We start from the raw sequence: 19683 nt of genomic DNA, 5'->3' as shown, positions 1-19683 counted from the left end.
AATTATATATTTTCTATTTGGGCTCTTAATAGTTGCAGCGCACCGGACATTCTTTTTTCTACGGTTTTTTGAGAAATATCAAGTAGTTCAGCTATTTCTCTGTACTTTTTTCCATCTATTCGATTCAATAAAAATACTTCGCGCTGGACTTCACTTAATGATGCAATGGCTTTTGTGAGTCTTTGTTTGAATTCTTCTTCTTCGAATAAATATTCGGGACTTTGATTATTGGTATCTAAGTTAGGCGCATCTTTAGCGTACCTCAATACCACTTTTTGATGCTTTATGTTATTCAGAAATAAATTATTAATGCTGGTAAACAAATATGTTTTGACTTTACTAAAGTCAATTTTGGAACAATTTTCCCAAATTTTAGTAAACGCATCTTGCACCAAATCTAATGCAGCTTCATCATCACCACATTTGTAATACGCAAAATTATTTGCAGATTGCACGTGCTTTAAGTAAAAGTCTCTAAAGTGATTTTCTTCGCAAAGTGTACTTTTTTCGGCGCTCATTGAGTATTAATTCATTTTTTGTAGGCTGTAAATGTAAATTATTTTTTTAAAAAGCAGTTGCGTTACTAATAATTGCTTTTCTATGAAAAAATAGTTTAAAATTTAATTTATTGATTAATAGTATTTTATGAATTTATTAGTAAAATTTTATATTTTTTTTAAAATTTTCGTAGGGTAAAAATAAGCGTAGTTGTCTTACTAACAGAAAGGCGTTAGAAACATCGCCTATAAATTGAAAAAAATATTAAATTTGAAAATTATGAAAAAATTAAAAACGATTACAGGAATTGCATTGATGGCTATCTTGGGATTTACATCATGCCAAAGTGAAATTGATGACGTACAAGGAGAGAATCCAAATACTAATTCGGCTAATTCAACTACAACAACCAACCTGAAACGTACTTCCATGTACGATGGTTCATTTGATGATTTCTTGGATGGAGCATCTTGTTCTTCAATTTTGTTACCAGTTACCGCTAAAGTAAATGGAGTTCAGGTTTCTATTCTAAGTCAATTAGACTACCAACAAGTTATTTCTATTTTTGGACAGCTTAATAATGACCAAGATACTGTTGTGTTACAATTTCCTTTAAAAGTAAGATTAAGTAACTACACTGAGGTCACCGTTACTAATCAAACCGAGTATAATGCTATTCTTAATGCATGTACATCTGCGGAAGCTTCTGGCCAAGATGCTATTTCTTCGGTAAATATTAGCTTTCCAATTACAATTTTAACGTATAATGTTAGTTTAGTACAAACAGGAAGTGTTGTCATCAAATCCGAACAGCAATTATATACGTATATGTCAAATGTAAGCAGCACGGAACTATTTTCGGTAAACTACCCAATTTCTGCGACAATTGCGGATGGAACCAAAATGACGATATCCAGTGATGCAGAATTGCAAGCCGCTATTACTGCCTCATTAAAAACAGAAGCAACGATGGCAGCAGCAGTGCAAAACGGTAAAAAATTAGAAACAATTTTAATAAACGGAAAGTTTAGAGTGGAATCATTTTTAACATCAGGAGTCAATACGGCAACGAGCTACAAAGATTACACGTTTGATTTTGCAAATAATTTGTCTGTAACCGCTGTTAGTACATTAAACTCAACAGTAAATGGTACATATGCAGTACGTTCAGAATTGGATGTTTTACTAAAACTAAATTTCTCTGGAAATGCTTCGTTTGCTTTACTGAATAATACTTGGAAAGTAACAAGTTTTACTGCTTCGACAATCACATTGCAAAGCGCTACTAATGCAGCGGTAACATTAGTATTGAAACAAATATAGCTGGATTTCAGTTGGTAGTTTAGTAAGAACAGCTGCCTAAAACAATGCAGCTGTTCTTACATAAATTAACGTAATAATAAAGATAATAAATGAAAAAAGTACTTACTCTGCTGACTATAGGTTTATTCCTGTCAGTAGCATCCTGTTCAAAAGAAGATGATCCCATAGATAACTCAGTTGCAGTAAATCCCATTACGAATAAACAGCAAACAGGAAGTTCTTCTAACGATTTATTATCTGATAAAAAGTTTAAGAGCATGGTTATTGAAATCGTATACGTAGCCGGTTTTGAACCAAGCAGCACAGCAATTAATAATTTTGTAAATTTTCTTACTGCAAGAACTTACAAACCAAACGGTATCAGTGTTATAAAACGTTCGATACCACCACCAGGGAATTCACCGTACACTAATGAAGAAATTGTAAGTATTGAAGATGCTAACAGAACAAAATACAATACTTCAGATCAAATAGCGGTTTGGGCATTTTTTGTGGATGGAAAATCTTCGAAAGATACTGACACATCCGTAATTCTGGGAACTGCTTACAGAAATACTTCTTTTGTCATATATGAACAAACTATTCAAAATTTAAGCAACAGTCCATTTGAACCCAACAGAAGTTTATTAGAAACAACGGTAATTACCCATGAATTTGGGCATATTCTTGGATTGACAAACCTTGGCACAGCGTTGCAAAGCAATCACGAAGACGCAGCGCATCCAAAACATTGTATTGAAAAAACGTGTTTAATGTATTGGTCTTCAGAAACAGGAGCAGGTATTTCAAATATGGTTTCAGCTGGCGCAGCTCCACAATTAGATTCGCAATGTATTGCAGACCTTCGCGCTAATGGAGGAAAATAAAAGTATAATTTCTATAATCAAAAACAAAAAAGATGAAAATAAAATATATAGCAATAGCATTATTCTCTGGTGCAATAGCAACAATGAATGCACAGGACACTACTGTTCCCAAATCGAATGGAGGGATAAAGGGAGGCTATAACTTAGCGGCGGTAAGTTTTGACGGGGATGGCGAAACTGAACAACGACACGGTTTTCATATCGGAGTTTATGGCGAGTCCTTTATTAGCGAAAGCTTTTCTATTCAACCTGAATTAATGTATTCTCAGCAAGGATATAAAATAACAAATAGCAGCGGAACTTTTACGCAAAAGCTAGATTACATAAACCTGCCGTTAATGCTTAAAGCGTATCCAAGTAAAAACTTCTTTTTGGAAGCGGGTCCACAGATTGGATTAGCGGTTTCACATAAAGAAGAATATGAGGGACTTTTTAACGGTTCACAACAGTATGATCCTAATAATTTTGACTGGGGAATTAATTTTGGAGGAGGATTTAAAACGGATTCCGGTATCAGTTTAGGAGTGCGTTATCATTTAGGTTTAGGAGATTTATATGATGAAGGCAAAGCACAAAATAGAGTGTTGCAATTCTCATTAGGCTTTGATTTATAATCGTAACTGGTTCTTAGATAAAAATCCTTTCAGAGTGTAAACTTTTGAAAGGATTTTGCTTTTAAGCCAAATTTGTTTCCATTTCTGGAGCGAGTTATTGAGGCTTTTTCAGAAATAGCGTTCCCGTTTTCCGTTGTAATCTTTTCCTTTTTAAAGAAAAAAGGAAAAGGATTTTCACTGCAACCGGGGCTAAATTTGGAAAAATGGTTCCTTTTTTGGACTTATCAGAAAATTGCATTACCGAATTTCATAATTGATATTCCAAATAAGTTTCTAATTTTAGAAATACCAAGAAAACCTATATCTTTGAACTCAAATTAGAGAGCAATGATTACCAAAGAAACACCAATACAACTAGAGCAATACTTTCAAAAGTTTCGTGATAACATAATTGGAATAGATCAAGAGTTTGAATCTCCGTACGGACCAAAAAAAATTCTTTACACGGACTGGACAGCCAGTGGTCGTTTGTATCGTCCTATTGAAGAAAAACTAATGAACCAATTTGGTCCTTTTGTGGCCAATACGCATACCGAAACTACTGTTTCAGGAACAGCAATGACCAAAGCGTATCATCAGGCGCGCCATATTATCAAACATCATGTGAATGCGAGTGCTGACGATGTTTTGATTACTGACGGAACAGGAATGACAGGCGTTGTCAATAAATTTCAACGAATCTTAGGTTTAAAAGTACCCGAAAACTTAAAAAATTTCATCACTATTCCAGCCGAAAAGAAACCAATTGTTTTTATTTCGCACATGGAACACCATTCCAATCAAACTTCCTGGTTGGAAACTATTGCTGATGTGGAAGTTATTCCTTCTTCGGAAGACGGATTGTTCAGCATAGAAAATCTTGAATTATTATTGGAAAAATATAAAGATAGACCTTTTAAAATAGCTTCGATTACCTCTTGTTCCAATGTTACCGGAATCAGAACTCCGTATCATGAAGTGGCAAAAATGATGCATCAACATAACGGACTTTGTTTTGTAGATTTTGCTTGCTCTGGTCCTTATGTCAAAATCGATATGCATCCAGAAGATGCTGAAAGTTATTTGGACGCCATTTTCTTTTCGCCACACAAATTTCTTGGCGGACCAGGAACAAGTGGCGTTTTGATTTTTAATAAAAAATTATATCAAAATTTAGTTCCCGATAATCCAGGTGGTGGAACGGTAAGTTGGACGAATCCGTGGGGAGAACACAAATACATCGATAATATTGAGGATCGGGAAGATGGTGGTACTCCGGGGTTTCTTCAGGTGATAAAAACCGCATTGGCTATTCAGTTGAAAGAGCAAATGGGAATTGAAAATATCCTAAAAAGAGAACACGAAATAGTAGATTATATTTTCTCGGAATTAGGAAGTATTTCAAATATTAAAATCCTTGCAGGACAGCATCAGGATAGGTTAGGGGTGATTTCTTTCTTTGTGGAAGACTTGCATTTTAATTTGGGCGTGAAATTATTGAATGATAAATTCGGAATTCAAACCCGTGGCGGTTGCAGTTGTGCGGGAACGTACGGGCACTTTTTACTGCATGTAGATCAAGAAACCTCGCATAAATTAATTGACGAAATTACACTTGGAGATTTAATCAGAAAACCGGGCTGGATCAGAATGTCGATTCATCCCACAACTACAAATGCGGAAATTGAATTTGTTTGTAACGGAATAAAAGCATTGGCTGAAAGCCATAAAACCTGGGCTTTAGATTATGATTATAATTCGGCTACCAATGAGTTTGTGCATCAGAACGCAGAACCTTTAGAAGATGAACTGGTGAAAAATTGGTTTTCTTTATAAGACTGAATATCTTATTATTATTTTTTTAGATTACAGAAATAATACAACGAAGATTAACTTGTATAAAAAGTAATATAAAGACATATAGTCAGCCTATTACGAATCTAATTATCCAAAATAAAATTCTATTTTAAGCTTTTAAAAGCCTATAGTTTTTAACGTAAATTAAAAATGCTAATTTTGTAATTGTAATTTTTTGTCGTTAATAAACGAAAACCAATACATATTAATGATACTCTTTAGAAAACAATATGAATTATTTGGAAAAATCATTTTTGAGAAAGTGATTATTGAAGCCCCTTTTAAAATACCAAATCCAATGCCAGAGGAAGCTTGTTTTATTTACATGGTAGAGGGTCAAATTAAGTATGAAATTGAAGATAAAAGCATTACTATTCCAGTTAATGATGCTGTAATGTTAAAGTGTGGTAATTATTTTAGCCAAATCAGAAATAGTACAACGTCAAAAAATAATCAGATTGTAATTGTTCATTTTCATCCTGAAATCCTAAAAAAAATTTATGATCCGGATTTACCCAAGATTTTTCAAGAACCTGCTAAAAGAGATCTAAGTGTAAGTTTAGGAAAAATCAATAATGATTTTCTAATACAAAAATACATTGAAGGCATGTTGTTTTACTTCGATAATCCAACGCTTATAAATGAGGATATTTTGGTCATAAAGTTAAAAGAGATTGTTTTGTTATTGTGTCAGACAAAAAATGCTTCTGTAATTCAGCAAATTTTATCTCAACTTTTTTCCCCTACAAGTTATTCTTTTAAACAAGTTATTGAGGATAATTTATTTTCCCACTTTACCACCGGTGACTTTGCACAAATGACAAATCTTAGTCTTTCTTCTTTTAAAAGAGAATTCAAAAAAAATTACAATGACAGTCCCGCGAATTATATTCGGAATAAAAAGTTAGAAAAAGCAGCAGACTTATTATTGATTTCTGAAGAAAGAATCACGGATATTGCTTTTGATTGCGGTTTTAAAGATTTGGCGAATTTTTCCACTCTTTTTCATGATAAATACAATTGTGCTCCTTCAGCGTATCGATTGAACCAAATAGGCAAATTGTTGAACTAATTACAAAAGTTTTTTCGAGCTATTCTAGCTACTTTTGTCATGTTAGATAGCAAAGCCGTTATTTAATTTAAAAAAGAAAAAAATGGCACATTTAAAATTAGAAAATAATTCAATTTCTCCAATCTCACAGAAAATTTTTGATGAAACGCAAAAAGGTTTAGGTTTTATCCCCAATATGTACACAAAAATGGGACAGAATTCTGCTTTGTTGGATTCCTATATTTATTCTTACAATAGTTTCAGAGCTAATTCAGGTTTTAATTCTGTGGAGCAGGAAGTTATTTTTTTATCAGCAGCTTTCGAGAATAATTGTGAATATTGCGTTGCAGCTCATAGTTTTATTGCGGATAAAATGTCAAAAGTTCCAACGGAAGTAACAAATGCTATCCGTGATGGAAAACAAGTTCCGGATGCCAAATTAGCAGCATTGTCTACATTAACACGAATTCTTACTTCAACGCGGGGTAATGCTGCACAATCAGACGTAGATTCTTTTTTAGCAGCTGGATATGAAGAAGTGCATGTGTTGGGTATTATTGCAGGAATTGCAGTAAAATTAATGAGCAATTACTCCAATCACATTACTAATGCTGAAGTTGATGCAGCCTTCGCCGGTAGAGTTTGGAAAAAATAAATAAAGCAATTCTATATCTTTTCAATTATTAAAACCAATAAAGATTAATTTTTTTATTGGCAGCGGAAATTCGAACTCCGTATTATAAAGTTGCAAGGGAAGATGGCGGTGTTCCGAAGTTGCTTCAAGTGCAAAAAACCGCATTTTCCACTCAAATGAAAGAGAAAATGGGAATTGAAAATATTGTAAATAGAGACAGAAAGCGGGGGTTTAAAAGAAAAAAAAAATCACATAGTATAACCGTTATTGTTTATACTATGTGATTTTTTTTTGAAATTTTTTGCTTGATACCGCTAACTGAACACTATTTTCTGTGTTTCCATCTTTTATGTGTCCAGAAATAATATTCAGGAGCTTCGAGAATTTGTTTTTCTACTTCTCGTAAAAAGATGTTGGTGATTTCAAAATCAGGAAAAGAGTTAGGGTTATCAGTAATAGGTACAAAAGTAGCTTCGTAAAAACCTCTTTTTACTTTTTTTACTTTTACAAAAAGAACATTCAAATCGTATTTTTTGGCTAGCATTTCGGCACCGGTATGAACGGGAACTTCTACACCCATAAATGTATCCCAATGAAAAGCTCTGTTTAATTTTGGAGACTGATCGCTGGCAAGTCCGTACATACTAAGAATCCCGTTTTTTTGATTTTCTGCCATTAATGGAATAGCTTTATTAGTTTCCACTAATTCAGCATTGTATTTGGATCGAATGTCTCGTAGTAATTTATCAAAATATTTATTGGCAATTTTTTTATAAACTCCTATTCCCTTAAATTTAGTTTTCTCATTAATAGACAATAACCACTCCCAACTCGCGTAATGTGATGCTAATAAAATAGCACTTTTTCCTTTTTTTTCATATTCTTTTACCAATTCAATATTGGTAACCACAAATCTTCTGTTCATTTCAGCAGATGAAATAGTCATCGTTTTTATCATTTCCAAAAACATATCACACAAATGGTGGTATGATTTTTTTTCGATTATCAGACGCTCTTCGGAACTAAGATGAGGTAAAGCCAGTGCCAAATTATATTTAACCGTTTTTTTGCGATAGCCAATAATATGGTAAACAATTAAATAGATGAAGTCAGAAAACCAATAGAAAAACCTAAATGGAAGAATGGAAATAATCCATAAAAACGGAAAGGTTAAAATAAAAATAAGTAATTGCATGCAGAATTTTTTTTGCAAATATAATGTAAAAATGATTGTCGAGATATATTTTGGTAGCTTACTGTATCAGTATTTGAGAATGACTATCTTTACATTTCAAAATAAATATACTTTATGAATACCGTTTTAATAGCAATAATTGTAGTAAATGTGTTAGTTAGTTACAAAGGGTTTAATGATCTTTCTTTTTTTAGAAAATACGAATTTCATGTTGGCAGTATCCGTTCAGGAGAACAAATCAGGTTGTTGTCCTCTGGTTTTCTACATGCTGACATGACCCATTTGATTTTTAATATGTTGACACTTTGGTTTTTTGCTCCGGTTGTCATTAGTTATTTGGGTGATTTTTCGTTTGTGTTAGTTTATTTCGGGAGTTTAATTTTCGGCAGTTTGCTGACAATGGTTTTTCATAAAAATGACTATGGCTATAGAGCTGTAGGAGCCTCTGGAGCGGTAACTGGAGTTTTATATTCGGCGATATTGTTGCAGCCGGACATGATGTTGGGCATCTTTTTTATTATTCCAATGCCTGCTTATATTTTTGGAATCCTTTACTTATTGTACTCTATTTACGGAATGAAGGCGAAGAATGATAATATTGGTCACACGGCTCATTTTGGCGGTGCTGTAGGTGGTTATTTAATTACATTATTGAAAGAACCTACTTTGTTTGTAGATCATACTTTGATGGTGATTTTATTAGCAGTTCCAATCGTAATTCTGTTTGTGATGGAAAAAATGGGAAAACTATAATGGCACAACTTTTGAAAAGGAATTAGTACAAACAATTAAATTATATAAAAATGAAAAAAGCAATATTGATTCTGTCTGTTCTATTTATTTCGATGTCTTACGGACAAGAAGTGAAGCAAATTCCTCAAATAAATGTAAATGGAGAAGGAAAAGTTAAAGTTATTCCGGACCAAGCTACAATAGCTGTTACAGTTGAAACAAAAGGGAATAATGCCAAAGATGTAAAAAAAGAAAATGATGTAAAAATAGATGCTGTTTTAAAGTTTATTAAAAAAATGAACTTGACACCGGCAGATTATAAAACGCAGCGTGTTTCATTGAATCCGCAGTACGATTATGAAAAAAAGAAACACAGTTACAATGCTACTCAAACAATTGAAATTCTACTGAGAGATTTGTCAAAATATGATGAATTAATGGAAGGATTAGTAAACGAAGGAATTAATAGAATTGATGCGGTAACATTCCAATCTTCAAAATTAGCGCAATATCAATCTGAGGCTAGAAAACTAGCGATGAAAGAGGCCAAAATGAAAGCTGAAGATTATGTATCTGTTTTGGGACAAAAAGTAGGACGTGCAATGACCATTTCGGATAATTCGCAAACCTATTATCCGCAGCCAATGTATGCAGCAATGAAAACAATGGAAAAGAGTGATGCTAGTGAACCAAGAGAAACTCTTGCTTTAGGAGAAATTAATATCACGGCTAATGTTTTAGTGAGTTTTATTTTAGAATAAAATAAATATAACGGCTGAAAAAAAGCTAAAAAATACTATCCCATCAATAATAAAATCGGAACTGGATTCATCCAGTTCCGATTTTTTTTTTAGTTTATGTCTACTTTCCCCGCGATGGTTTTTTGTGAGTTGTTTAGTAAGAATGTAAAATTTATTTTTCTGTAATTCAGTACATCAGTCCACTATTTTAAATATGAAATTTACAGCTTGTTACATTTAATTTGACAGCTGAATTTCTGTAAATTGATAGTGAAATTTCTTCTTGTAATAACTTTATACTTTCAAAATCAGGTTCCAATTTATCGGAATCAATCTAACAAAAGAAAAAAAACTATTTTATTATATTAGAAAACTTGAATTTTATTAGCGTCTCATTTCTTTAATTTGAAGATTATTTTATTGTAGAGATTATGCTTTTTAAAATCTGTAAATTTAAGTTCATAACTGAATAAAAATTGACAGAGATGAGTTTGAAACTATTCGATTATAAGGATTTTTGCCTCACAACACAATTGGTTTTTGGATATAAACTCTATGGAGTTTGTTCCGTTAGCGGAGTTTTTTATTCTCGAATAATACAAAAGTGAGCTTCATGATATACATTTTTTTGAAAAACATCAAAACCAAATGTCTGACTGTATTTAACTTGGAAATAAATGTTATTTGTTGGCAGTGGTTCAGCTCTATCTGTTGATAAGATTTTTGCGTATACATAACCAAAAAATATGCAAAAATGAAAGTTTTAGAAGTCAGAAAAGGAAGTGTTTTTCTTTTCCGAACTACTATTCGTAATGATGAAGCTTTAGTTTTTTAACGGTTTGGCTTATTTTGAAAAACTGTAGCGATTCTTTTTCGGACCTGATGGTATTTTTTATGGTTTGGATATTGCCTGCTATGAGCAAAATTATTAAAAACTAAAGCTACGGCAAGCAAAACAAGTACACCGCTTAAAACAGGAGAAAATACATACCAGTAACCTAGATTTTTAATTTCGTTTGAGCCAGTGACTGCTATCAGAGCGGTTGCGCCGCCCGGTGGGTGCAATGTTTTAGTCATTTGCATAAAAACAATAGACAGAGAAACAGCAAGCGGAGCGGTTAGCCAAACTACATCCGGAACGAATTTATATATTGTAACCCCAATAATTGCAGAAATCAGATGTCCTCCAATAAGGTTTCGGGGTTGTGCTAATGGACTTTGAATTACACCATAAATTAAAACACTGGATGCGCCAAAAGAACCGATCAAATAAACCACATCAGATTGTGACAGCGTTTGAGATTGCAAATACGCTATTATTCCAATACCTATAAAAGAACCGAGAAAAGCCCAGAAATGTTCTTTGAAATCAACCAAAGTTTCTTTGTACAGAATGTATTTGGTTTTACGATAATTCCTTTTTATTTTTTGAACTTTCATCGAAAATTATTTTGCTAAACTTGGGGAATATGAATAAACTGTGAACGGATAGATCATTTTAGCTGTATATTTTGAAATCAAACAAACCATTAAAATAGGAAGAAACAATGTATAATCATTGGTTAAGCCACAAACTAGAAATATAGCGGTAAAAGGCGCATGAATACTGGCGCTCAAAACCGCTGCCATACCTATAATAATGAAGTTTATCGGAATTACATTTGCATTGAAATACTTGTTCAAAATTAATGCTACCAATAGTCCTAAAAAAGCACCAATAAACAGGCTTGGGGCAAAAACACCACCATCTCCTCCTGCCGCTAAAGTAACTGAAGTAACAATAGGTTTCAAAACTATAATCCCGATAAAAGTTAGCACCAATGAAAGCGAAAGCACCATATCATTAGGATTGATAAAAATAGTTTTGATGGCATGATATCCTTCGCCATAAAGTTGTGGAAATACAAAAAGGGAAATACTTAAAATCACAGATCCAAAGATGATTTTGAAATAAGGCACTTTTATTTTCGAAAATTGTTCCTTAAAAAATAACACACAACGCGTTAAATAAACCGAATTTATTCCTGCTATAATTCCCAAAATGATGAAGTAGGGAATTGCTCTTACATGCCAAGTGATACTTTGTACTGCAAACAAAGGTTTTTCGTCTAACAAATAAATGAGTCCAAAAGCGATTGAAACAGCTATAAGGTTAGTTAGTACAAATGCCCGAGTTACTTTTCTCGAGATTACTTCGAGCGAAAATAAAATTCCGGCTATGGGACTGCTGAATAATGCGGTAATTCCCGCCGCAACTCCCGCACAAATCAACTCGGTTTTGTATTGTCTAAAAACGTTTTGCTTGCGTTGTGCAACGGAACCAATAGTAGCCGAAGCGACAACTGTCGAAACTTCTATTCCGGTAGAGCCGCCAAAAACTACGGTTAATAAGCCGTTAATGAAATGAGAAGTGATTTTATAGCTGGGTAAATTCTTAGATTGGGAATTGGTACTTTCAAAAACTTCTTTTATTCCCTTATTTTCCTTTTTCTTAAATAAATATTCCCGTAGGAAATAAATAACTGACAAGCCAAAAACTGGAAAAACAACAAAAAATATTGGATTTACAATCGTTTGGTGAAAAAAGATTTCTTCGTAATACTCTGTTGTGTTTTTTAAAATAACACCTAAAAAAGCAGAAAGAAAACCAATTAAAAGGGATACAATAACTAGTTTTTGAAATTTAATGAAATGATAATTCTTTTTAATTTTTGCGGTATTGTTCATTTAAAATTGTTTGTCATCTTTTAAATACTCTAAATAAAAGAGCAATCATTTAAAAAAGTAATGTGTATGATTATTACAAAATTAAAGAAACAAAATCAGATTTGAAATGAAAAAAGAGTTTGAGAATTTCCTTTTACGATTTTGATAATATTTTTACTTTTTTGTGAATAAAAACGATTTTTTTTCATAAAATTTTATCGGTAACTCATCGGGATCTTTGATGAAAAAGAAGCTTTTTTGTGTAAATTCATCAATACGAACTGCTTCCGCAGTTATATTTTGATTCACTAAATGATCTCGCGTTTTTTGAATATCGTTCACTTCAAAAGTTAGATGGCGCATTCCAGCCGCTTCAGGAAAGGAAGGACGTTTTGGTGGATTTGGAAATGAGAATAATTCAATCACATATTCATCGTCAAGTGCCAAATCAAGTTTATACGATCGTCTTTCCTCAAGGTAAATTTCTTGAATAATTGTAAGCCCTAAAATTCTTGTATAAAACGTTTTAGATTTCTGATAATCCGAACAAATAACGGCAATATGGTGAATTTTATTAAGTTGTAGAATGTTGTGTAAAATAAGTTGTTTCAGGTAGATTTGCTTTGGGATCTTGTGTAAAAGCATCAGAATGAAGGTGATGAATCAGCGCTTTATTTTCATCAATAATATTTATTCGAAAAATAGTCAATACTTCATTTTCATCATCGGCATTTTGCTAAATATCTTCCAAAAACATATTATTTTAAACTTGAAAAGGTTTGTCTTTTTTCAGGAATTTCCTAACGATTGCAATGGGAAAGTTCTGAAGTTTAGATACTAATTACGACATTTTTTTTGAATGGATAAGGTGTAAAATGCAAAAAGCCTAATCGGTTGATTAGGCTTTAGGTTTTTATTTTTTTACATCGGAACAAAGTCCCACAATTTGATGGAAAGTGTCGTGTAACTCAGTAATTGATTTCACAATTGCGGCATCAGTTCCATTAAACTTTACTAATTTGTGAAGCGCTTTGCTTTTAAGTTGTAATCGTTCCGCTGAAGCTAATATAGCGTCCGTTCTAAATTCTTTTGGGATATTAGATTTTAATAACATCGCTGCTTTGTTCATCATTTCTTCCGAACGTGCTTTTATTGGCGCTAAATTTCCTTCTTCTGCCGGATGGAATGTTTGCGACATTACTTCGTGAAATTCTTTTATGGCGGGCCATGTTTCGAAAGTGGATTGTGCCGAAACTGAGTTTGCGACAACAATAAGTGCCAAGAGTAGAAAAGTTTTTAGATGTTTCATTATCAGTTGTTTATGTTTAATTTAATATAACAAATATAGTCAAATTTAGTTTTGAATTGTTTCTATTTTGCTTTTTAAATTCATCACACATTCAGTTTCCGAATCACTTTTGCCGGATTTCCCACTGCCAAAGAATTGTCAGGGATATCTTTTGTAACCACTGAACCTGCACCAATGACACAGCCATTTCCAATAGTAATACCGGGACAAATAACTGAATTTCCGCCAATCCAGCAATCATCGCCAATGGTTATTGGTAGTGCATTTTCCAACGTTTTTCTCAGTTCAGCATCCAGAGGATGTGTGGCGGTGTACAATTGAACTCCGGGTGCAAAAAAGACATTCGAACCAATAGTGACTTTGGCGCAATCTAAGACAACACAGTTTACATTGAAATAAACATTTTCGCCACAACTGATATTGTAGCCGTAATCGCAAAAAAATGGAGGTTCAACATAGAGATTTGCTCCTGCATTAGGAATCAGCTCTTTTAGTATTTCCCGCGCTTTTTTGGTTATTCGATACTCAGTAACATTTAAACGGTGGAGTAAATTTTTAGATTTTCGTCTGTCTTTTACTAAAACAGGATCGCCTGCCAAATAATATTCTCCGGCAATCATTTTTTCTTTTTCGGTTTTTATTTCCATACTTAGTTTTTTTATTTCTGGGCATGCGCTGCGCAAAAGCTCCGGTCGGGCTATTCGTTACAATCTTTCTAGTCTCGCTTTAACAGCGAGCCAAGAAAGGATTTTCACTACTATCCCTCATGCTAATCCTGCTACTGTAGCGCAATAGTACGTTGTAAATATAATCTAAAATTAAAATTATTACAACTCATCCTCGTATTTCAACAGTTCAGTAGCGTATTGTTTTTCGACCTTCTTTTCTAAAATATATTTGCTTCATAAAAAAATCAAATACGATGAAACTAACATTTACTAAGCAGCCAAATCATTTCAAGAAAAGTCTTAATTCGATTTTTTTATTTGCCTTTTTATTATTTAGCCTGACTATTTTTTCACAAAATACAGTTTCCGGGAAAGTGGTGGATGAGAACGGAAAAACGGTTTCTGGCGCTAATATTTTTATCGAAGGAACTTATGACGGTGCTTCCAGTAGTGAAAAGGGTGATTTTAATTTTACAACTACAACAACCGGAAATCAAACTTTGGTGGTAAGTTTCTTGATTTATGAAACTTTTAAAACAGTGGTTGATGTGGCTAATTTTAAAAATAAAACCATCAAATTAAGAGAAAGTGTGACGTCGCTAGATGCAGTTGTGATTACGGCTGGAACTTTAGAAGCGGGCGATAAAGCTAGAGTTTCGGTTTTGAAACCATTAGACATTGTAACTACAGCGGGTTCAGCGGGAAATATTATTGCAGCTTTGCAAACGTTGCCGGGAACACAAACGGTAGGCGAGGACGGGCGATTGTTTGTTCGTGGCGGCGAGGCTAATGAAACACAAACTTTTGTAGACGGGATTCGGGTGGCGCAACCCTATGGCGCAACCACGAATAATCTGCCTACACGAGGAAGGTTTTCTCCTTTTCTGTTCAGCGGAATTTCATTTTCTACAGGCGGCTATTCAGCGGAATATGGCGAAGCGTTATCCAGTGTTTTATTGTTGAATACACAAGATGACCCAGACCAAAATAAAACTGAAATAGCATTGATGACTGTGGGTTTAGGAATTGGAAATACCCAAAAATGGAAAAAAAGTTCGTTGAGCGTAAATGCGAATTACATCAATTTAGCGCCTTATCAGGCTTTGATTCCACAAAATGTGGATTGGAACAGTCCTTTTCAATCTTTGTCTGGAGAAACGGTTTACCGTTATAATTTTAATAATGGGATTTTGAAAGTTTACGCTGCTTTTGACTCTTCAAAATTCGATATTAATCAGGAAGATATCAATTCGCCGGAGAAAATCAGAGTTGATTTAAATAACAATAATTTCTATTTGAATTCGTCTTACAAAGGCGTTTTTGGGAATAATTGGCAAATTACTTCCGGGTTGAGTTATGGCTACAGCAATAATAAAATAAATATTGATTCAGATAAAGTGGCAAATGATGAAAATGCAGCTCATTTGAAATTAAAATTGAAAAAAAGTTTTTCTGAAAGAGTAAAAATTTCCTTTGGAGCGGATTATTTTATTACCCAGTTCAATGAAGATTTCAACGAAAATTCAGGGTCGGTTTTTACCAATGGCTACGATGCAAACATAGCGGCCGTTTACACGGAAGCTGATATTTTCTTCTCTAAAAAATGGGCTGCAAAAGTAGGCTTAAGAGCTTCGAATAACGATTTGCTGAATGAAACTGCTATTTCACCCCGAATTTCATTTGCGTATAAAATGGCGAAGAACAGTCAGTTTTCATTTGCATATGGCGATTTTACTCAAACACCAAGTGCGGAATACATTAAATATTCCAACAACAATCAGTTTGAAAGCGAAAAAGCGTCGCATTACATTTTGAATTTTCAATACAATAAAAACGGGAAAACATTTCGTGCAGAAACCTATTATAAAGACTATCGCGATTTAGTAAAATTCGACACCCAAATGGCCGCATATAATTCGGTTTACAATAATACCGGTTCTGGTAATGCTGAAGGTTTGGATTTGTTTTGGAGAGATGGAAAATCAATCAAAAATTTAGAATATTGGGTTTCCTATTCCTACATCGATACTGAAAGAAGTTATAAAAATTTCAGTTCTCAAGTGACACCAAGTTTTGTTGCTGATCACAGTTTATCAATCGTTACGAAATATTGGATAAACGATTGGAAATCGCAAATAGGTTTCACGAATTCATACAGTTCCGGACGACCATACAACAATCCAAATGAAACGAAATTTATGAATGGAAAAACCAAATCGTACAACAGTTTGAGCTTCAATTGGGCGTATTTGCTATCACAGCAAAAGATTTTATACTTCTCGGTTTCTAATGTTTTAGGAAGTCAAAATGTTTTTGGCTACGAATATGCGAACAATCCGGATAATGCGGGCTTTTATAACAGAAAAGCAATTATTCCTACGGCCGATCGTTTTTTCTTCGTAGGATTCTTTTGGACGATTAGTAACGATAAAAAAGACAATCAGTTGAGGAATCTTTAAAAATGACGATTATGTCAAAAGTATAAAATCCTATTAAACGGAAATTCATTCCACTTTATGACTTTCGGCTTTATGACTTTCGACTAAATCACAATTCATCCATCAAAATTGACAGTTCAGTATTTATAAATTTTAATCCAATGAAAACCGAGATACTTTTGAAGTATAAATAACACAATGTTTCAATCATCAAAAAAACAACCATTAAAAACAAGAAATCATGACTAAAATTATCACAACAATCGCATTTTTTATCTGTAGTTTATTATCGGCTCAAGGGCAATTTGAACAAGGTATGGGAAAGGCGTTTCAATTATGGGGCGAAGGAAAAAACAATGAAGCTTCTGATTTGTTTGAAAGAATTGCTGGTGCTGAAAAAACAAGTTGGTTGCCAAATTATTATGTTGCATTGGTGAATACTACGACTGCTTTTAAAACAAAAGATAAAGATCAAATGAATTTATTACTTTCGAAAGCGCAAAAATCATTAGATATAGAAATGGATAAAAATCCAAATAATGCCGAATTATTGGTCATGCAAGCAATGATTCATACGGCTTGGATTGCTTTTGACCCAATGACAAACGGACAAAAATTATCTGGTACGGTTATGGAATTGTACGGAAAAGCACAGGCAATTGCTCCGGAAAACCCAAGAGTTGTTTTTGGTAAAGCCGAATTTGAAATTGGTGGAGCTCAATTTTGGGGAACAGACACGAAGCCAATGTGTGCGCAAATTGAAAAAGCTATTGGACTTTTTGCTACTTTTAAACCTGAAACACCTTTTTCTCCAAAATGGGGATTGGACAGAGCTATCGCAGCAGAGAAAAACTGTAAATAACTCAGTTGGTTGTTTCGAATTAGTCATTTTAATGAACAAAATAGAGAATAAAAACTATTGAAAAAAAGAGAATAATGTATATAAAACCACAATTACTAAAAGCTTTATTTATTGGGGTTATAATTTTTTTAGTGTCGTTTCTTATTGAATTTATTACTGTTGGGAGTGAGGTGTTTAGTCCTAGATTGTACGTTTACTTTTTATATTGTATGCTTTATAGTGTTACTTTGTATTTTGTAAATGCTGCGTTGTTCGTATTTTTAGACAAAGTTTTTAAAGATAATATTTACGCTCCAAAACGGATACTAATTGGGTTTGTCAGTTCTTTTTTTCTCACCTTATTTGTGATTTTTTTGTTGCGAATTTTTATAAAAGTAATTATCGAGAGAAACTCATTTTTAGAATTTTTGTCCAATGAAACTCCTCAGGCTTATATAGAATCATCAATTATTACTTTTATTGTATTGTTAGGCGTTCACGCTTTGCATTTTTATAAAGCTTACAATGAAAATAAAGTCAAAGAACAGAAAATCATCGCAGGAACAGCAAATGCGAAGTTTGAAAGTTTAAAGAACCAAATTGATCCTCATTTTCTTTTCAATAGTTTGAATGTCTTAAGTTCTTTGATCGAAGAAAATCCAGACAATGCACAACGATTTACGACTTCCTTGTCCAAAATTTACAGATATGTATTAGAGCAAAAAGATAAAGAATTAATTTCTGTAGAAGAAGAATTGGCTTTCGCCAAAACCTACATGAACCTGCTGAAAATGCGTTTTGAGAATAGCTTATTTTATGAATTACCTGCAACTGATATTAGTCCCGAGGCTAAGGTTGTTCCGCTTTCTTTACAATTATTATTAGAAAACACGGTAAAACATAATGTGGTCAGTGAGCAAAGGCCGTTGCACATCAGGATTTATGTGGAGGGCGATTATCTGGCAGTTCAAAACGATTATCAAAAGAAAGAAGTTTTGCAGGAGCGTCAAGGAGTTGGTTTGCAAAATATCATCAACCGATATGGAATCATAACCAATAGAAAAGTTTTGATTGCTCAAAACGAAAAAACATTTACGGTTAAAATACCCATTTTGACGAAACAAATTACGATTATGGAAACAACTACAAACACGGATGAAAATAGTGCTTATTACAGAGCCAAAAAAAGAGTGGACGAGCTTAAAGGATTCTATGGAAACTTGATTTCTTACTGTTGTGTGATTCCATTTCTAATCTATATCAATTTAACGTTTTCACCACATTTTCAATGGTTTTGGTTTTCTGCAGCCGGATGGGGATTTGGATTGACGATGCATGCATTCAAGGTTTTTGGTTACAGTTCCAATTGGGAAGAAAGAAAAATTCAGGAAATTTTGCGCAAAGAAGAGCATGAGCAAACTTGGAGATAAGAATCAGATGCATTTTAAATGTAGAAAAATTTAAATAAAGAATCATGAAAAATACATGTCAAAATGAAGAGCGCTATTTTGAAGCGAAAAAACAAGTTGAAGAAATTAAGGGTTTCTATGGGAATTTGACAGCCTATGTTGTCTTTAATATTGCTCTCCTAACCATAAATTTAGTGACAACTCCCGAGCATTTATGGTTTTTTTGGCCTATGTTAGGGTGGGGAATTGGAGTGATTTTTCATGGAATGAAAGTCTTTAATTATATGCCATTTTTTGGTAAAAATTGGGAAAACCAAAAAATTAAGGAAATGATGGATAAAGAAAATGGGAGAAAAGATACTTGGACGTAAGCCACCGGTTTTTACATAAAAATAGAATTGCTTTTGTTTTTAATTTTAATGACACTTAATAATACCAAAATGAAAAGAAATTATAATTTTGAGTTTGGAGAATTCCAACCGGAAGATAAGTATGCAGCCGCCCAACGTGAAGTAAAGCGATTAAAAGGTTTTTATACGCATTTAATAGTGTATATAGTCATAAATATAATGATTGTATTCATCAATATTAGAGACTTGGATCCAGGAGAAAGCTATTTCAAAATAGAGAATTTCTTTACCGCATTCGTTTGGGGAATAGGAATAGTGGCACACGGATTTACTGTTTTCTTGCCCAATTGGATTTTTGGAAGAAATTGGGAAGAGAAAAAAATCAGGGAGTTGATGGAGAAAGAGAAAAGTGAAAAATGGGAGTGAAATAAGTATTCTGTCGCAGTTTGCGTTAAACAAATAACATATTCAAC

At 33.3% G+C, this 19683-nt stretch carries 20 protein-coding genes; 13 read left to right on the top strand and 7 right to left on the bottom strand.

The annotated features are described in order from the left end of the window. Window positions 1-2: 2 nt before the first annotated feature. Window positions 3-518 (bottom strand): RNA polymerase sigma factor, encoded by a 516-nt coding sequence (locus tag BMZ76_RS14530; RefSeq protein WP_091208546.1) that lies wholly within the window; start codon window positions 516-518, stop codon window positions 3-5. Window positions 519-777: 259 nt separating this feature from the next. Between BMZ76_RS14530 and BMZ76_RS14525 the strand changes: the two genes are divergently transcribed. From BMZ76_RS14525 to BMZ76_RS14495, 6 genes are all read left to right on the top strand, one after another. Further along, complete coding sequence (locus tag BMZ76_RS14525) at window positions 778-1821, top strand: hypothetical protein (RefSeq protein ID WP_091208543.1); 1044 nt, start codon at window positions 778-780, stop codon at window positions 1819-1821. 89 nt (window positions 1822-1910) lie between these two features. Next, entirely contained in the window at window positions 1911-2687 is a 777-nt protein-coding gene (locus BMZ76_RS14520) for a membrane metalloprotease (RefSeq protein WP_091208538.1), read from the top strand. Between the two features lie 32 nt (window positions 2688-2719). Continuing rightward, window positions 2720-3301: a porin family protein gene (locus tag BMZ76_RS14515; RefSeq protein WP_091208534.1), complete on the top strand. Its 582-nt coding sequence runs from the start codon at window positions 2720-2722 to the stop codon at window positions 3299-3301. 327 nt (window positions 3302-3628) lie between these two features. After that, entirely contained in the window at window positions 3629-5116 is a 1488-nt protein-coding gene (locus BMZ76_RS14505; protein ID WP_091208526.1) for an aminotransferase class V-fold PLP-dependent enzyme, read from the top strand. A 229-nt stretch (window positions 5117-5345) separates the two neighbouring features. Beyond that, window positions 5346-6209 (top strand): helix-turn-helix domain-containing protein, encoded by an 864-nt coding sequence (locus BMZ76_RS14500; protein ID WP_091208524.1) that lies wholly within the window; start codon window positions 5346-5348, stop codon window positions 6207-6209. Between the two features lie 82 nt (window positions 6210-6291). Then, the gene (locus BMZ76_RS14495; protein ID WP_091208521.1) at window positions 6292-6843 is read left to right on the top strand and encodes a carboxymuconolactone decarboxylase family protein; all 552 of its coding nucleotides are present in this window, start codon (window positions 6292-6294) and stop codon (window positions 6841-6843) included. A 304-nt stretch (window positions 6844-7147) separates the two neighbouring features. On the opposite strand, the gene BMZ76_RS14485 is transcribed toward BMZ76_RS14495, so the two are convergent. Further along, window positions 7148-8017, bottom strand: coding sequence for a lysophospholipid acyltransferase family protein (locus BMZ76_RS14485; RefSeq protein ID WP_091208515.1), 870 nt, complete (start codon window positions 8015-8017; stop codon window positions 7148-7150). A 114-nt stretch (window positions 8018-8131) separates the two neighbouring features. Here BMZ76_RS14485 and BMZ76_RS14480 point away from each other — a divergent pair, with 114 nt between their 5' ends. Together BMZ76_RS14480 and BMZ76_RS14475 are read left to right on the top strand one after the other, a co-directional pair. Further along, window positions 8132-8770, top strand: coding sequence for a rhomboid family intramembrane serine protease (locus BMZ76_RS14480; RefSeq protein ID WP_091208512.1), 639 nt, complete (start codon window positions 8132-8134; stop codon window positions 8768-8770). A gap of 50 nt (window positions 8771-8820) precedes the next feature. Continuing rightward, the gene (locus BMZ76_RS14475) at window positions 8821-9510 is read left to right on the top strand and encodes an SIMPL domain-containing protein (RefSeq protein WP_091208509.1); all 690 of its coding nucleotides are present in this window, start codon (window positions 8821-8823) and stop codon (window positions 9508-9510) included. An 810-nt stretch (window positions 9511-10320) separates the two neighbouring features. On the opposite strand, the gene BMZ76_RS14470 is transcribed toward BMZ76_RS14475, so the two are convergent. The 5 genes from BMZ76_RS14470 to BMZ76_RS14450 form a co-directional block, all read right to left on the bottom strand. Further along, entirely contained in the window at window positions 10321-10929 is a 609-nt protein-coding gene (locus tag BMZ76_RS14470; protein WP_091208506.1) for an HPP family protein, read from the bottom strand. Between the two features lie 6 nt (window positions 10930-10935). Beyond that, a complete protein-coding gene (locus tag BMZ76_RS14465; RefSeq protein WP_091208502.1) occupies window positions 10936-12216 on the bottom strand; it encodes a chloride channel protein in 1281 nt (426 codons plus the stop codon). A gap of 153 nt (window positions 12217-12369) precedes the next feature. Continuing rightward, the gene (gene gloA2 / locus BMZ76_RS14460; RefSeq protein WP_091208625.1) at window positions 12370-12783 is read right to left on the bottom strand and encodes an SMU1112c/YaeR family gloxylase I-like metalloprotein; all 414 of its coding nucleotides are present in this window, start codon (window positions 12781-12783) and stop codon (window positions 12370-12372) included. Between the two features lie 325 nt (window positions 12784-13108). Next, window positions 13109-13504 (bottom strand): hypothetical protein, encoded by a 396-nt coding sequence (locus BMZ76_RS14455; RefSeq protein ID WP_091208498.1) that lies wholly within the window; start codon window positions 13502-13504, stop codon window positions 13109-13111. An 83-nt stretch (window positions 13505-13587) separates the two neighbouring features. Continuing rightward, window positions 13588-14145, bottom strand: a complete 558-nt coding sequence (locus BMZ76_RS14450) for a sugar O-acetyltransferase (protein ID WP_091208622.1) — start codon at window positions 14143-14145, stop codon at window positions 13588-13590. Between the two features lie 281 nt (window positions 14146-14426). Between BMZ76_RS14450 and BMZ76_RS14445 the strand changes: the two genes are divergently transcribed. The 5 genes from BMZ76_RS14445 to BMZ76_RS14425 all read left to right on the top strand — a co-directional run bounded on the left by BMZ76_RS14445 (window position 14427) and on the right by BMZ76_RS14425 (window position 19636). Further along, window positions 14427-16631 (top strand): TonB-dependent receptor, encoded by a 2205-nt coding sequence (locus tag BMZ76_RS14445; RefSeq protein WP_091208494.1) that lies wholly within the window; start codon window positions 14427-14429, stop codon window positions 16629-16631. Window positions 16632-16851: 220 nt separating this feature from the next. Beyond that, window positions 16852-17472 (top strand): hypothetical protein, encoded by a 621-nt coding sequence (locus BMZ76_RS14440; protein ID WP_091208491.1) that lies wholly within the window; start codon window positions 16852-16854, stop codon window positions 17470-17472. A 74-nt stretch (window positions 17473-17546) separates the two neighbouring features. Beyond that, complete coding sequence (locus tag BMZ76_RS14435) at window positions 17547-18881, top strand: histidine kinase (RefSeq protein WP_091208488.1); 1335 nt, start codon at window positions 17547-17549, stop codon at window positions 18879-18881. Between the two features lie 44 nt (window positions 18882-18925). Further along, window positions 18926-19231, top strand: a complete 306-nt coding sequence (locus BMZ76_RS14430; protein WP_091208483.1) for a 2TM domain-containing protein — start codon at window positions 18926-18928, stop codon at window positions 19229-19231. 69 nt (window positions 19232-19300) lie between these two features. Continuing rightward, window positions 19301-19636 carry a 2TM domain-containing protein gene (locus BMZ76_RS14425; protein ID WP_091208618.1) on the top strand — a complete coding sequence of 112 codons (336 nt, stop codon included), beginning with the start codon at window positions 19301-19303 and terminating at the stop codon, window positions 19634-19636. The last annotated feature ends 47 nt before the right edge of the window (window positions 19637-19683 follow it).

It is taken from the genome of Flavobacterium xueshanense (assembly GCF_900112975.1).
Lineage (GTDB): Bacteria > Bacteroidota > Bacteroidia > Flavobacteriales > Flavobacteriaceae > Flavobacterium > Flavobacterium xueshanense.
This window is presented reverse-complemented; position numbering and strand designations above follow the sequence as displayed.

Coding starts and splice junctions, on each gene's coding strand:
- BMZ76_RS14500 (WP_091208524.1), top strand. CDS start 5,346: ATGATACTCTTTAGAAAACAATATGAATTATTTGGAAAAATCATTTTT.
- BMZ76_RS14465 (WP_091208502.1), bottom strand. CDS start 12,216: ATGAACAATACCGCAAAAATTAAAAAGAATTATCATTTCATTAAATTT.
- BMZ76_RS14475 (WP_091208509.1), top strand. CDS start 8,821: ATGAAAAAAGCAATATTGATTCTGTCTGTTCTATTTATTTCGATGTCT.
- BMZ76_RS14485 (WP_091208515.1), bottom strand. CDS start 8,017: ATGCAATTACTTATTTTTATTTTAACCTTTCCGTTTTTATGGATTATT.
- BMZ76_RS14515 (WP_091208534.1), top strand. CDS start 2,720: ATGAAAATAAAATATATAGCAATAGCATTATTCTCTGGTGCAATAGCA.
- BMZ76_RS14440 (WP_091208491.1), top strand. CDS start 16,852: ATGACTAAAATTATCACAACAATCGCATTTTTTATCTGTAGTTTATTA.
- BMZ76_RS14470 (WP_091208506.1), bottom strand. CDS start 10,929: ATGAAAGTTCAAAAAATAAAAAGGAATTATCGTAAAACCAAATACATT.
- BMZ76_RS14430 (WP_091208483.1), top strand. CDS start 18,926: ATGAAAAATACATGTCAAAATGAAGAGCGCTATTTTGAAGCGAAAAAA.
- BMZ76_RS14480 (WP_091208512.1), top strand. CDS start 8,132: ATGAATACCGTTTTAATAGCAATAATTGTAGTAAATGTGTTAGTTAGT.
- BMZ76_RS14505 (WP_091208526.1), top strand. CDS start 3,629: ATGATTACCAAAGAAACACCAATACAACTAGAGCAATACTTTCAAAAG.
- BMZ76_RS14495 (WP_091208521.1), top strand. CDS start 6,292: ATGGCACATTTAAAATTAGAAAATAATTCAATTTCTCCAATCTCACAG.
- BMZ76_RS14530 (WP_091208546.1), bottom strand. CDS start 518: ATGAGCGCCGAAAAAAGTACACTTTGCGAAGAAAATCACTTTAGAGAC.
- BMZ76_RS14445 (WP_091208494.1), top strand. CDS start 14,427: ATGAAACTAACATTTACTAAGCAGCCAAATCATTTCAAGAAAAGTCTT.
- BMZ76_RS14425 (WP_091208618.1), top strand. CDS start 19,301: ATGAAAAGAAATTATAATTTTGAGTTTGGAGAATTCCAACCGGAAGAT.
- BMZ76_RS14455 (WP_091208498.1), bottom strand. CDS start 13,504: ATGAAACATCTAAAAACTTTTCTACTCTTGGCACTTATTGTTGTCGCA.
- BMZ76_RS14520 (WP_091208538.1), top strand. CDS start 1,911: ATGAAAAAAGTACTTACTCTGCTGACTATAGGTTTATTCCTGTCAGTA.
- BMZ76_RS14525 (WP_091208543.1), top strand. CDS start 778: ATGAAAAAATTAAAAACGATTACAGGAATTGCATTGATGGCTATCTTG.
- BMZ76_RS14435 (WP_091208488.1), top strand. CDS start 17,547: ATGTATATAAAACCACAATTACTAAAAGCTTTATTTATTGGGGTTATA.